Source organism: Spirosoma flavus, from assembly GCF_054778555.1.
In genome coordinates this window covers 392211-406236 of the sequence record NZ_BAAGZL010000002.1, presented here as the reverse complement: position 1 = coordinate 406236, position 14026 = coordinate 392211, and the positions used below count along the sequence as shown (strand labels likewise).

11 protein-coding genes are annotated in these 14026 nt (G+C 48.0%); 5 read left to right on the top strand and 6 right to left on the bottom strand.

All coding sequences use genetic code 11. The features are described from left to right. Positions 1–207: 207 nt before the first annotated feature. Positions 208–1311 (top strand): fasciclin domain-containing protein, encoded by a 1104-nt coding sequence (locus ACYVF1_RS10720; RefSeq protein WP_461078466.1) that lies wholly within the window; start codon positions 208–210, stop codon positions 1309–1311. A gap of 79 nt (positions 1312–1390) precedes the next feature. On the opposite strand, the gene ACYVF1_RS10715 is transcribed toward ACYVF1_RS10720, so the two are convergent. Continuing rightward, positions 1391–4222 (bottom strand): substrate-binding domain-containing protein, encoded by a 2832-nt coding sequence (locus ACYVF1_RS10715; protein ID WP_461078464.1) that lies wholly within the window; start codon positions 4220–4222, stop codon positions 1391–1393. Between the two features lie 285 nt (positions 4223–4507). Between ACYVF1_RS10715 and ACYVF1_RS10710 the strand changes: the two genes are divergently transcribed. Both ACYVF1_RS10710 and ACYVF1_RS10705 read left to right on the top strand, forming a co-directional pair. Continuing rightward, positions 4508–4699, top strand: coding sequence for a hypothetical protein (locus ACYVF1_RS10710; RefSeq protein ID WP_461078462.1), 192 nt, complete (start codon positions 4508–4510; stop codon positions 4697–4699). A 90-nt stretch (positions 4700–4789) separates the two neighbouring features. After that, entirely contained in the window at positions 4790–4990 is a 201-nt protein-coding gene (locus tag ACYVF1_RS10705) for a hypothetical protein (protein WP_461078460.1), read from the top strand. A gap of 63 nt (positions 4991–5053) precedes the next feature. On the opposite strand, the gene ACYVF1_RS10700 is transcribed toward ACYVF1_RS10705, so the two are convergent. Together ACYVF1_RS10700 and ACYVF1_RS10695 are read right to left on the bottom strand one after the other, a co-directional pair. Then, a complete protein-coding gene (locus tag ACYVF1_RS10700) occupies positions 5054–7726 on the bottom strand; it encodes an MGH1-like glycoside hydrolase domain-containing protein (RefSeq protein ID WP_461078458.1) in 2673 nt (890 codons plus the stop codon). 103 nt (positions 7727–7829) lie between these two features. After that, complete coding sequence (locus ACYVF1_RS10695) at positions 7830–8639, bottom strand: SDR family oxidoreductase (protein WP_461078456.1); 810 nt, start codon at positions 8637–8639, stop codon at positions 7830–7832. A gap of 259 nt (positions 8640–8898) precedes the next feature. Here ACYVF1_RS10695 and ACYVF1_RS10690 point away from each other — a divergent pair, with 259 nt between their 5' ends. Continuing rightward, positions 8899–9333 carry a VOC family protein gene (locus tag ACYVF1_RS10690; protein ID WP_461078454.1) on the top strand — a complete coding sequence of 145 codons (435 nt, stop codon included), beginning with the start codon at positions 8899–8901 and terminating at the stop codon, positions 9331–9333. 101 nt (positions 9334–9434) lie between these two features. Here ACYVF1_RS10690 and ACYVF1_RS10685 read toward each other — a convergent pair whose 3' ends face one another. From ACYVF1_RS10685 to ACYVF1_RS10675, 3 genes are all read right to left on the bottom strand, one after another. Continuing rightward, positions 9435–10697: a lactate 2-monooxygenase gene (locus ACYVF1_RS10685; RefSeq protein ID WP_461078452.1), complete on the bottom strand. Its 1263-nt coding sequence runs from the start codon at positions 10695–10697 to the stop codon at positions 9435–9437. 87 nt (positions 10698–10784) lie between these two features. Further along, a complete protein-coding gene (locus ACYVF1_RS10680) occupies positions 10785–11714 on the bottom strand; it encodes a helix-turn-helix domain-containing protein (RefSeq protein ID WP_461078450.1) in 930 nt (309 codons plus the stop codon). Between the two features lie 78 nt (positions 11715–11792). Next, positions 11793–12674: an SDR family NAD(P)-dependent oxidoreductase gene (locus ACYVF1_RS10675; RefSeq protein WP_461078448.1), complete on the bottom strand. Its 882-nt coding sequence runs from the start codon at positions 12672–12674 to the stop codon at positions 11793–11795. A gap of 218 nt (positions 12675–12892) precedes the next feature. On the opposite strand from ACYVF1_RS10675, the gene ACYVF1_RS10670 reads away from it, so the two are divergent. Further along, a complete protein-coding gene (locus ACYVF1_RS10670) occupies positions 12893–13906 on the top strand; it encodes a bestrophin family protein (RefSeq protein ID WP_461078446.1) in 1014 nt (337 codons plus the stop codon). The last annotated feature ends 120 nt before the right edge of the window (positions 13907–14026 follow it).

Here is a 14026-nt window from a genome sequence, read left to right as displayed (position 1 = left end):
ATAAAATAAAATTCTGAAAATCAATGCGTTATAGATATTTAGAAATCATGTATATGTAATTTGCCTTCATAAAAATTGATAGATTTTCTAAAACATCCCCGAACAATCTACGTTTTTTATGCAGATGTCCTATCCGTATTTCATGCAAATGAGCGACGGTAAAGACGGAGAATAAAATGTTAACGTTCACTTAATTTACTCAACAAAATGAACCGATTCTTTCATTCGTACTTCCGGTGGAGTACGTTCGTGCTGCTCTGTGCAGCGGCACCTTTTTTCTCAAGTTGTAAGATGGATACGCCTGACCCAACGGGTGGCGGAACGAGTACAACACCTGGTTCCGGTACGGCTACTACACCCGGTTCTGGCACATCAACAACTCCCGGTTCTGGTACATCGACTACCCCTGGTTCTGGTACGTCAACAACTCCTGGCAATGGCACATTGGTTGTTGTAAACTCAGTATCGTTTATTGCTCAAAAATCTAATTTGAATTTTCTGGAGGCTGCTATAACCCGTGCCGGATTGGCTAGCGAGTTTAATAATAGCCTGATCACCATTTTCGCTCCGTCTGACGATGCCTTTAAAGCAGCCGGTTTTGCCAGTGAAGCGGCCATTGCAGCCGCCCCGGTAGCCGATCTGCAACGCATTCTTCGGTATCACATTGTAGGCTCACGTATTGATCAGTCGTCCATTCCGACGGCGGTAAACACTGAATATCAGACTGCGTTGGCTGACAACCAGATTTCGGTGTTTAAAACCAGTCTGACGAACATTAGCGTCAATCAGGCCAAAATTGCCGAGGGCGACTTGCCTACTACAAATGGCGTAGTACATGTTATCAATCAGGTGCTTATGCCAGCAACTGCCAACCTGTCCGGTGCTGTTAAGGCCAACAATAACCTGTCATTCCTGACAGCAGCTATTGAACGGGCTGGTTCGAGTGTGCAGGACATCATCAACCAGAGCTCTAAAAACGGTTATACGCTATTTGCTCCGACGAACGATGCCTTCAAAGCCGCTGGTTATGCGAGTGAAGCTGCTATTAAAGCTGCTGACCAAAAGAAAGTTGCTGATCTGTTGCTTTATCACCTTCTGAAATACCGGGCTTATGCGCAGACGTTCCAGGATGGTGCCGATATCGTTACGGCTCAGGGAACCAGCGTCCGGATTAATGTTAGCGGTGGTAAAGTGACTATTACCGGTAAAGGAAACGGATCAGTTGCTGCCAACGTAGTACAAACCGACCAGGTAGCTTCGAATGGTATTATCCAAGTAATTGACCGCGTCCTACTTCCCGCAGCTCCCTAAATTAAGCTGATTGAATACGTATTAAACTCCGCCAAACGTAGCACGATGCTACGTTTGGCGGAGTTTTAGTTGTGGTATGTTACGTTCCAACGGGCGATTTTCGGTATTCGGAAGGGGTTTTCTGAGTGTGCTGTTTAAAGAACGTAGTGAAATACGCTGCTGAGTTGAAGCCCGTTTCAACAGCAATGTCGGCCATGGGTCGGTTGGTTTCCCGCAATAGGTATTTCGCTCGTTTCAGCCTGATTTCGGTTAGGTAATCCATTACGTTCATCTCAAGAAGCGCCTGAACTTTCCGGTACAGCTGCACCCTCGACAAACCCATTTCCCGGCTAAGTTTTTCGACGCTGAAAGTCGAATCACTCAGGTTTTGTTCGATGAGTGAGGTGAGTTCATTCAGGAATTTTTTGTCCTGTCGATTGCCAGTTTGAATTGTAAAATCAGACGTGAGTCGCTGCTGCCATTTACGCCGGTTCGCCAGCGTAGTACGAATGGTTTCGAGCAGGAACGTAGTGTTGAACGGTTTTGTCAGGTATGCGTCGGCACCAGCGCGGGCGCCCTCGATCTGATGCTCAGTCTGACGTTTTGCCGTCAGCAGAATAACCGGAATGTGCGATGTGCGTAGGTCCGTTTTGAGCCGTTGTGTTAGTTGCAGACCGTCTATTTCGGTTCCAGACTGGATGGATCTTGACAACGTGGGTAACATTACGTCGCTGATTACCAGATCGGGAATAGTTTCGAGGGCGCGTTCCCAACCCAGCGCGCCATTGGGTTCCGCAATAATATCAAATTCACCGCTCAGGCGTTCGCTCAGAAACAAACGTAAGTCGTCGTTATCTTCCACAATCAGTAACGTAGCGGCATTCTTCTCGGGTAAACGTATTGCTGCTACGTTTCCAAAGTCCGTTTCTAGCCCATCGATACTCTGATACGAACTGCTACGTTCATTTGTATCGGGCTTTATCTGTTCGGAAGCGCTCAGATGGCTGTTACCGAGTGGTAAAAGCAACGTAAACAGGGTACCTTGTCCGGATGTTGACTCCACGCGAATAGTGCCCTGATGTAACTCCATAAATTCTTTCGACAGAGCCAGGCCAAGTCCTTTTGAGAGGTTAAAAGGGCGTGCTCCACTGAAAAACAAGTCGAACGCGTGGGCTTGCTCGTCGGTCGTCATGCCCTGGCCGTTGTCTTGTACCTGGATACGTACCTGCTCGTCAATTTTGTCAAGCTTGACATGAATCAGGCCGCCTTTAGGTGTGTATTTAAAGGCATTCGACAGGAGATTGACTAAAACTTTATCGAGCTTTTCAGCCTCGAACCAAAGTGGCTGAACACTCAGTTCGGTCAAAAACTGAAGGTCAATACGTTGCTTGTCAGCCTTGCGTCTGAAATCGTTTACGATGTCGTTAACAAACGTTACTACGTCCTGTTCTGCTGCCCGAAGCCGCTGTTTACCAGCATCCGACTTGCGTAAATCCAGCATCTGGTCGACGAGACGTAGCAGCCGGTACGCATTTTTCTGCACCATCGATAGGCTCGTCCGGAGTTCGGAAGGGCTAACCGATTTCTTACTCAACAAGTCTTCCGTAGGCGTTAAAATCAGGCTGAGGGGCGTATTAAATTCGTGTGAGATGTATGAATAAAACCGAAGTTTGTCTTCTGTGGCCTGCCGTGCCTGCCGTGATACGTCTTCGAGCTGATTTTTTTGCTGACGAATTTCCTCGTTTTGTCGTTCGAGCGTCTGGTAAGCCACTTTTCTCGCCCGTAGTAAATAATAAGCCCAGATACCCAGCGCAACGGCAATCAGTAAGCTACACAGCGTAATGTAAAGGGTGCTCCGTTGTGATGAATACGTTCGGGTAAGCTCATCTATAATCTGACTTTGCTTCTCAATATCAGCCTGTTGAGCGAGCAATTTGTCACTTTGTGCCTTCAGTCCCCGAATGTTTTTCGCATCGACCTGAATCGATGTCAGGATTTGTTCCCGTTTGAACGCTTTCCCTTCGAGTATATGGGCTGCTGTTTCAATGGCTTCTTCGCCACCGGTCGGGTATAAAAAACTAGCTTTCAGGATGCCGTCGGACACGGCCTGCATACCCGCACGGGGGCCGGGTAAGGCATCAATACCAATAAATTCAAGTCTGTCGGTCAGGTCGTTACGTTTCGTAGCTTCGTATGCTCCGATGGCCATTACATCGTTGTGTGCGAAAATCAGATCGGTGTTTTTGAAGATGTCAGGGGAAGTCGATACTACGTTACGGGCGGTATCCCGCTCCCATTTTCCGTCGATTTCTGCCGTTACGTGAATACCTGGATATTTTTTTAATTCCTCTCGAAACCCATTGTGTCGCTCCTGCGCAGGCGATGAACTACGCAACCCCCAGATTTCTGTTACGTTGCCTTTGCCGTTCAAATACTTCCCTACGAATTCGGCCGCCATCCGGCCAATTTCAGTATTGTCGCCCCCGATATAGGCATTGTATAAGTCGGAATTAACTTTTCTGTCCAGCAAAATAACCGGTATGCCTTTTCGAAAAATAGCCTCAACGACTTTTGTAAATGGTGCACTTTCGTTCGGTGAGATAATCAGTAAGTCGATATTCTGATTGGCGAGGGCTTCGACCTGACGAATCTGACGATCTGTATTGTTAGCAGCGTCTTCATACAGAAGGGTGTAATTGGGGTGAAACGCCAACTGCCGCTTCATGTCGTGCAGCAATGTTTTTCGCCATTCGTCGCCACCAGTACACTGCGAGAAACCAATCCGAAAAATCCGCTCTGAACCCGACGGCTGACAACTGGCCACGGCGAAATACCCGACTAGGAGGAGGTAACGGAACTTTCTGTACGCCGAAAACTGCCACCAAAACAAGTATGGACGGAATCGGATATACTCGTTACCAGGCCAACGCATAAAAGGGTATAGGATTATGGTATTGACCAAATATACGATGTGAATATTTTACTACAAAGCCACAGAATGAGCCTTATCAGGGTTAGTTTTTCCTTCGGTAAATCCGCCTTTTTTCAACAAAAAGACCATAGTAATACTAGGTGAATCGCTTGTACAATTCGGTTTTTTGGTGAAGAATCAGAAGTAGTTTTTGCATTTTACTGATATACGAAAACTAATATTACTCTTAATTTAGTTAGTAATGTGTAATTGAATAATAAAGAAGTGTCTTAATTTGTATTGATTATGAATAAATTAAAGAAAAATTTTGAAAGTTTAGACGAGGTTAAAAAAGATGATCTGTCCCAATTTATAAAAAAGATAATTTGTACTTTTTCTGTTTTCGCCCAATTGCGCTTTATTCGTCAAAACGAATTCGTTTTCAAAGGGCTGGCCCGTATGTCTACGCCTTTCGGTGGAAACATACTCTCCCGTTAATGCACTCCAATTTCACCATTCTAAAATAATCTTTACTCACAGTTGATGCTACGTTTCCCGTAGTACGTTGAGCAATACTATCATTACGCTATGACTTCAGTAGAGAAACAACTCTTTTCATTACAACAACAAGTAGAGAATCTGCATACGCAAGTTAGTTCCTTAATTGCGCTGACCACCGACAGGCAGCATGATCCGTCGATTTCTAGCCGTTTTTCTGCGCCAAAGCCTAAGCAAACGCAAGCTCAGGTAGGTTTAAGTCGGTTTCGGCAATTGCAGGCAGACCAATAACGTAGTAAGGCGGTTGACAACCTGTGCAATGTTTGAAGCTTTAATTGCTAGTTGTTAACCGCTTTACTTACCATACTTTCGATTGATGAGTTCAGCCACAAGGCCTGTCCACCCGGTTTGGTGGCTTGCTCCCAGTCCCCGACCATTGTCGCCGTCGAAATATTCATAGAAGAGCGTGTAGTCGCGGAAATAAGGGTCCTGGTACTTCGGATGCAGCCCCATGGCGGGTCGTTTGCCGTTGGCATCGGTTGTGAACAGGCTGATGAGTCGGTTGGTCAGTTCACGACTTACGTCGCTAAGCGTTACCTGCTGCTTGCTTCCGATTGGGTATTCTATTGTAAACTCGTCGCCAAAATAATCGTAGAACCGCTCAAGGCTTTCGATGATCAGGTAATTGGTCGGCATCCAGACGGGACCGCGCCAGTTGCTGTTGCCGCCAAACATATTGCTATCACTCTCGGCGGGGGTGTAGGTCAAGGTGAAAGTTGTGCCGTCCAGCGTGAAGGTATATGGCTGATTCTCATATACTTTTGAGACTGCCCGTACACCGTGCGGACTCAGAAACTCCGTTTCGTCCATTACTTTAGCCAGTAATGATTTGAGCCGGAAACCACGAAGCAGACTGAGTAGTCGCTTTTCATGGTGCCCTGTTTCGGTATACCGCGACACCTGGTGATACAAATCGGGCCGGTGGCTTTGAAACCAGTTCATCCGCTGCCAGAAAGCAGGATTGGCCTTCAACAGTTTTTCGTCCAGAATCTCTACGGCAAACATCGGAATCAGGCCAACCAGCGTTCGAACCCGAAGTCGTTGTACACTACCATCACTCATGCGCAATTGATCGTAGAAAAACCCGTCAGATTCGTCCCAGAGGCCAATATGGCTTTCACCCATGCTGGTAATGGCGCCAGCGATGTACAAAAAATGATCGAAGAATTTGGTTGCCATTTCGTCGTATACAGAGTCATAACGGGCCAGTTCCATGGCAATGCGCATCATGTTCAGGGCGTACATGGCCATCCAGCTCGTACCGTCGGCCTGTTCCAGATGGCTTCCGTTCGGAAACACGGTGTTGCGATCGAATACGCCAATGTTATCTAATCCCAGAAACCCCCCCTCGAAAATGTTGTTGCCCACTTCATCCTTTCGGTTGACCCACCAGGTGAAATTGAGCATCAGTTTATGGAAAATACCGCGTAAGAACGTTAAATCACTGGCTTGTCGGGTTTCTGCCTCAGTAGGTTCACGTCCAGCCGCTAACCGCTTGCTATCCATCTGAAAAATGCGCCAGGCTGCCCAGGCCTGAACAGGTGGATTGACATCCGAAAAATTCCATTCGTAGGCGGGTAACTGCCCATTCGGGTGCATGAACCATTCGTTCGTGAGCAGCATAAGTTGCTGTTTGGCAAAATCGGGGTCAATAACGGCCAGTGCAACGCAGTGAAAAGCCCAGTCCCAGGCGGCATACCAGGGGTATTCCCACTTGTCGGGCATCGAAACCACGCCCGCGTTGATTAGTTGCAGCCAGGTATGGTTACGTCCTTGCCACCGTTCCAGGGGCGGTGGCGGCTGATGAGGGTCGCCATTGAGCCAGCGCGTGACGTCATAATAATAGTATTGTTTGTTCCAAAGCATGCCCGCGAAAGCCTGCCGCTGAACCCGTTTTTCGTCATCGGTAGCCGGTTCGGGATGAATAGCCTTGTAAAATTCGTCGGCCTCCTGTTTGCGTTGTGCTCGTATCTGGTCGAAATCAGCAAACGGCTGCGTCAATTCGGTGCCAGTCGGGCCGGTGGCTTCGAGCCGGAGACGTATTGTAGTGGACGTACCGGACGCTACGTTCAGGACGTAGTGAGCAGCTGCTTTTGTGCCAACCTGAGCAGGATTGACAGAATCCGCACCATTCACTACGTAGTCATTGATGCCATCTTTAGGATATAGGGCGCCCGTATGAATATCATATAAACGGGCTACGTTCGATTCGTTTTCGCAGAACAACCAATTCGGCTGACCTTCCGCATGGAGAACGTAGCGTCCGAGGGCGGAGTCTTCGACGGACACCGTTCTGTCGGGCTGTAAAATCAGGGAAGGGCAATAGTTGGGTACGCCGTCCGTATCGTCGCCAAACGCCCAGGTATTGCGAAACCAAAGTGTTGGTAATACGTGCAACGTAGCCGCTTCGGGCCCACGATTATACACCGTAATGGTCATCAGCAAATCCTGAGGACCTGCTTTGGCGTATTCTACGAATACATCAAAATAGCGATCTTCGTCGAAAATGCACGTATCGAGCAGTTCAAATTCGGGTTCCAATCGCGAACGGCGCGCATTTTCACGTAACAGCCACTCATAGGGATAGGCTGTCTGCGGATATTTATAAAGCATTCGCTGGTACGAATGCGTCGGCGTATTGTCGAGGTAGAAATACAACTCCTTTACGTCTTCGCCGTGGTTACCTTCGTGATTGGTCAAGCCGAAATAGCGTTCTTTCAGAATCGAATCGTTGCCATTCCAGAGGGCCAGAGCGAGGCACAACTGCTGTTTATCATCCGAAATTCCGGCAATGCCGTCTTCTCCCCAGCGATACGTATAACTGCGGGCCATGTCGTGGGTCGTATAATTCCACGCATCGCCGTTAGCACTGTAATCTTCGCGCACGGTTCCCCACTGACGGTCAGAGACATAAGGCCCCCATTGCCGCCAGGCTGGATCTTTTAGGCGCTGTTGTTCGGTAGTCAACAAATGATGTATGGAATAGAATGTATGAAATATGGGGATAGCAGGATGTATGAAGCAGGATATACCCTACATCCTACTTCATACAGTACTCTTCGTATATTACTTATCCTCCCGTTGCGAAGCCTTCAAACACGGTCATGCCGCCGTCGATGAAGATGCTGGCGCCGGTGATATAGTCGGATAGATCGGAAGCCAGAAAAACAGCGAGGTTGCCGATGTCCTGCGGCTGGCCGATACGATTATAGGGAATGAGCGTCATCAGGCTGTTAAGGGCCTGGGGCGTTTCCCAGGCGGGCCGGTTGATGGGCGTTTGAATGGCTCCCGGACAGATACTGTTGACCCGGATTTTGCGGTCGCCGTACTCCTGCGCCAGCGACTGCATCAGCATTTTAATCCCTCCCTTCGACGTAGCATAGTTGACGTGTCCTGCCCACGGAATCAGCTCGTGAACCGAACTCATGCAGATAATTTTGCCAGTAGCAGCTGATACGTCCGGTCGCGGACCCCGGCGCAGAAATTCGCGGATCGCTTCCCGTGCACACAGAAATTGTCCCGTCATATTGACATTAATAACGGTATTCCACTGGTCCAGCGTCATTTCATCGAATTTGGCATCGCGCTGAAGGCCAGCGTTGTTAATGAGAATATCAACAGTGCCATAAGCGGCTACGACGTCGGCGAACATTTTTTGTACCTGAGCTTCCTGACTAACATCGCACTGCGCCACTATGCCTGTGCCGCCCGCATCGGTAATGTCTTTTAGTACGGCATCGGCCGCTGGTTTCGATGAATCGTTTGGGTAATTCACCACTACGTTGGCTCCGGCTGCGGCCAGTGATTTCGCTACACCCGCTCCGATGCCGCTACTGGCGCCGGTGATAATGGCCGTCTGGCCTTTTAAGACTTGATCCATGAATGGTAACAGGATATGATAAATAAATGCTACGTCTGTATAATGGTTTAAAAAAGTAAACAGCAACGTAACAAAGTATGGTTAATAGTACTGTCTCTTTCGTATAATTGTCGAGACCAAGTTATAACTGATTGGTAATAACTCCGGTTTGGCGAAAACACATTAAATGCGTTTAATGTGACGTATCAGGCAAAATCAGGTCTGATGGCGATGACAGGAACAAACGTACTGACCATAAACCAATAAACAATTAAGTGCTATGACACAGGTAACACTCAACCCCTATCTTTTCTTTGGCGGAAATTGCCGGGAAGCCATGACGTTTTATAAGGATGTTTTCGGGGGGGAATTGCTACTGACCACGTTCGGTGAAGGTCCGGCTGAGGCTCATGCCGACCCCAAGGCTAACAGTGACGAAGTGAAATCGAAAATTATGCATGCCCGACTTTCCGGCGACATCGCACTGTTGGCCAGCGACGACCCCAACAGCTCAGAAAACCAGCCCAAAACTTCGTTTAGTTTATCGCTGGAGGGTAGCGACGAACCCAAATTATCCGGCTACTTTCAAGCGCTTTCTCAAAATGGACAAGTTAAGTCACCGCTTCAAAAGCAATTCTGGGGTGATACGTTCGGCATGGTAACCGACCAATTTGGTGTAAACTGGATGGTTAGTATTCTGGCTGAAAAGGCGTAGGAGTTAGTCAACGGGATAACCAGTATGGTTAATTATCGACACGTAGCGACCAAGCAAGTTTGGTCGCTACGTGTCGATAATTAAAATTAAGACTAGTTTTTTTAAACAGCCCGCAACGCGTCAGGGCTAAGCTCGGACAGGCTTTTATAACCACTCAAACTGAGCGTTAATTCAATATCGGCCAGCAAGTGCTGAATAACCGTTTCAACGCCTTGCTGTCCGCCCAATGCAAGCCCATATACATAAGGACGTCCCAGACAAACGGCCCTGGCGCCGAGTGCCAAGGCTTTTAGTACGTCGGCCCCGCTCCGAATACCGCTGTCGAACAAGACCGGTAGCTGGCCATTTACGGCATCTACTACGTCTGGTAGCGCTTCTATTGCACTGATTGATCCATCGACCTGCCGACCGCCGTGGTTCGAGACGATAATACCATTCATGCCGTAATCGACCGCTTTACGGGCATCGTCGGGATGCAGAATGCCTTTTAACAGAATTGGTAAATGGGTTTGCTGACGTATAAACGCCAGATCGTCCCATGTAATGGTCGGGTTGGTGTAAATACTGGAAAAGAGCGAAACCGCTCCCATCGCCCGACCCGAACGTAGCTTGTTCAAAAACGTGCCCGATGGATATTTACGAACAGCCGCCACGAGATTCCGTAACGTAGTGGGCGTGATAGCAGGCCGGGCCGCAGGCGGACGTAGCAGAAATTCGTCGAGCAATTGGGCGAAAACAGGGTCGGAGGTGTACTGAGCCAATCCTTTTCCGTGCAGAAAGGGCAAATGCCCCAGGGCCAGGTCGCGCGTACGCCATCCCAGCATAGTCGTATCAAGGGTGAGCACAATACCTGCACAGCCACAGGCTTCGGCCCGAGCCACAAAACTGCTAACCAATTCGCGGGATCGACTCCAGTACAACTGAAACAGGCGTAACGTATCGCCCATCACCGCCGAACAGGCTTCCATAGATACCGAAGCCTGATTCGAAAAAATATACGGAGTATTCGTTACGGTAGCTGCCTTTGCTACGCCCAAATCGGCCTCGGGATGCGCCATTTCAAGTACGCCAATGGGAGCGAGCAGGAGAGGAGATCCCAGTTTATGCCCCAACAGCTCGACACTTAGATCAGGGTTCTCGACGTTACGTAGCATTCGCGGTACGATCTGCCATTTATTGAACCCCTGCCGATTGGCCTGCAAGGTAAGCTCATGCCCAGCCCCACCCACAATGTATGCTGTTGCGGCTGGAGTCAACCGGTCGATGGCAGCCAGCTCTAATTCATCGAAATGGGGAGGAATGAATGGCTTCTTTCCGGCAAAGCCATTCAGATAAATGTTTCGTTGCCAATCTAGTGCACGCATCGGTCATTTAATTACTGGGAGCCTTTACAGGAGAAGGCTGCCGTTGCGCTCATTTACCGTATTTACCGTTCTCGATTTCAGGAGGAATCAATTGAACGAGCGTCTAAATTCCAATGGCGAGAGATTCGTTTTGGTTTTAAACAGTTTGCTGAACGATTGCGAGTGTTCGAACCCTAACGCATAAGCCACTTCACTTACCGACAAATTGGTCGTAGACAGTTTTTCTTTGGCCAGCTCAATGAGTTTGGTATGCACGTATTGCTGCGTATTTTGACCAATCAACGACCGCAACATATCACTTAAATAACTTGGCGAAAGATTTAAATGGTCTGCCAGGTAGTGAACGGTTGGTAACCCCTGATTTACGGAAGTTTCGTTCGTGAAATAACCGTCTAGCAAATCGTCCAGCTTTTGAAGCAGGTCGTTGTTAACCGCTTTCCGGGTTAGAAATTGACGTTTGTAAAAACGATTCGCGTAGTTTAGTAATAAGTCAATTTGGGAAACAACAACGTCCTGGCTGAAATCATCGATACGGCTGCTCAGTTCATTTTCGATCATGTGGAAAATGGAGATGATCATTTCTTTTTCGGTCTCCGAAAGATGCAGCGTTTCATTGGCTGAGTAAGAAAAAAAGCCATACTGTCTGATCTTTTTGGCCAACGGATAATTCCACAAAAAATCGGGATGTATCAGGAGTGTGTAAAGCGAACAGGCACCTGCATGAATAGTGTCATCGCTAGGATGGCCGATTAGCTGATTTGGGGCCGCAAATAGTAATCCGCCTTCATCGAAATCGTAATGCCCCTGTCCATATTTGAGTTTTCCGCTCAGTTTTGGTTTGTATGCTATCTTGTAAAAACTCAATATGTGAGAGTTAGCAAGGCTACTAATATCAATGTGATCGTGGGCATGGCTGATCAAACTGATCAGGGGATGCACTGGTTTCGGTAAGCCAAAGACCCGATGCGCATCCGAAATTGAGTTAAACTTAAGGTGGCTATTTTCTTCTTTTTTCATCTTAAATGAATGAATATAGCAATAACCGATACCTATAACGTATCAGTTATTGCTGACCCTTAACTCAGGCGGTAGCCTTTATTTTGACACACTCTGCGCTGAATTGGAAACGCCCTCCCACGCTTCCCATGTCGCTAGCCGCTCAGCGTAGGCGGTACGTACCCAGGGCAGATTATGGCTACCCAGGAAGAAACGTAACGGCGGATTTTCGGAATCAACCATTTTGAAAAGTGCTTCTGGCGTTGCTTCCGGGTCACCGCGTTCCAGGTTTCGTAAACCCTCAAAAAAATGGGCTTTAAAATCGGCGTATATATCAAGATTTGCCGCAAATTTTAACGACTCCTGACTTCCAAACTCGGTTGCATAGGCTCCTGGTTCGATAATCGTTACGTTTATACCAAAATCCTTGACCTCGGCGGCCAGACTTTCGTGAATGGCTTCGAATGCCCATTTAGACGAGCAGTAGTAGCCAATGACGGGTAGCGTTACGTGACCGAGGTTGCTCGATGTGCCCAGTATATGCCCCCAGCCCTGCTCACGTAACAGTGGTAAAGCCGCCTGTATAACCGCCACTGGACCCAACACGTTTGTTTCATAGAGCAATCGAATATCGTCTTGACTGGCTTCTTCGATCGTGCCAACGAGCGAATAGCCCGCGTTGTTAAGCACAATATCAAGCCGGCCGAAGTGGGCGTGCGCCTTTGCTACAACCGTTTTTACCTGTTCTGGCTTAGTTACGTCGAGTTCCAGCGTTAACACATTATCGCCATATGTTTCGTTAAGATCGGCAATACTTGCCAACGAGCGGGCTGTGGCTGCCACTCTATCGCCACGCTTGAGCGCTGCCTCCGTCCAGACACGGCCAAAACCACGGGAAGCGCCTGTTATAAACCAGACTTTAGGAGACGGAACAGATGTTGGAGCGGTTTGAGCGCCCTCACTTTCATTCAGATGTATCATGTTTACTTGACTTTTAATGATGCCCCAAAGGTCAGGCTAGGGCATCCGCTTCCTGTAGTCGAATTGCGGGGATTTGTAGTCGAAATGAGAACGTAGCACAAAGCCTGGAGATCTGTAAGACGTTGTTTGGCAATCTGAAGCCAATCTAGAGATGGTCACTACGTGTTTTTATTGATTAGGCCTTATTTGCGCTTAATCACTTTTTAATCTCCATTTGCATGTTTACAACCAAACGGGTTCCTCTACACATCATTTTCCCATTTGCCTGGCGCTCTGTGGTGCTCTTTTTGATGTATTCATCCCTTATCTGCGGATTATACGTAGTACTCAACTGGACATTTCTTGCGGTTCCTTTTGTGCCGATTGCTACCATTGGTACAGCCGTGGCGTTCTACGTCGGATTTAAAAATAATTCATCCTACGATCGTCTTTGGGAGGCTCGTCGCATCTGGGGCAGCATCACCAATGCCAGCCGCTCCTTCGCTATTATGGTACTCGATTACGTAACAGAGCAATCGAATAACGGAATCGGGCAGGATCACGACGTTCAGCAAATTCATCAGCAATTAATTTATCGCCATCTGGCTTACATAACGGCGTTACGAGTGCAGCTTCGGCAGAAACCCGTTTGGGTACTCCATCACGATCCGGCGCACGACGTTATTGAACGTATCGAAGCATTTCGGCAATGCAGTTTGGACGTAGAACTGGGTCGTTTTCTGGCTCAGGACGAAATCGAAGCCATTATCAAGCATCCCAATCCTGCTACGTATCTGCTACGTCAGCAGTCAGCTCAGCTTCGCCAGTTACGCGATGCCAATTTCTTATCCGACTATTACCACGTCGAACTCGAACGCTGGTTGGCCGAGTTTTATAACCAACAGGGCGCCTGCGAACGTATCAAATCATTTCCATTTCCCCGGCAGTACGCATTCTTCAGCTACGTCTTTACCTGGCTGTTCATTGCAGTATTGCCATATGGACTGCTTAACGAGATGGCTAAAGTTGGCGGCTGGCACATTTGGCTGACCGTTCCATTTTATACCATCATTGCCTGGGTGTTCAACACTATGGAAGTGGTGGGCGATACCAGCGAAAACCCGTTCGAGAACAGCATCAACGATATTCCTATGACCGCTATCTGCCGAAATATTGAAATTGACCTACGCGATATGCTGGGCGAAACGGCTTTACCGCAACGTATGCAAGCCGTCGATAATATTCTGATGTAAGGGGAAGGAGAGTTATAAAGTTGTAAAGTTGGCTGATGCATAAACATTGCACTGGCGCCAGCCAACTTTACAACTACATAACCCTACAACTTTATAACTCATTTTTTAACAATTGCACTA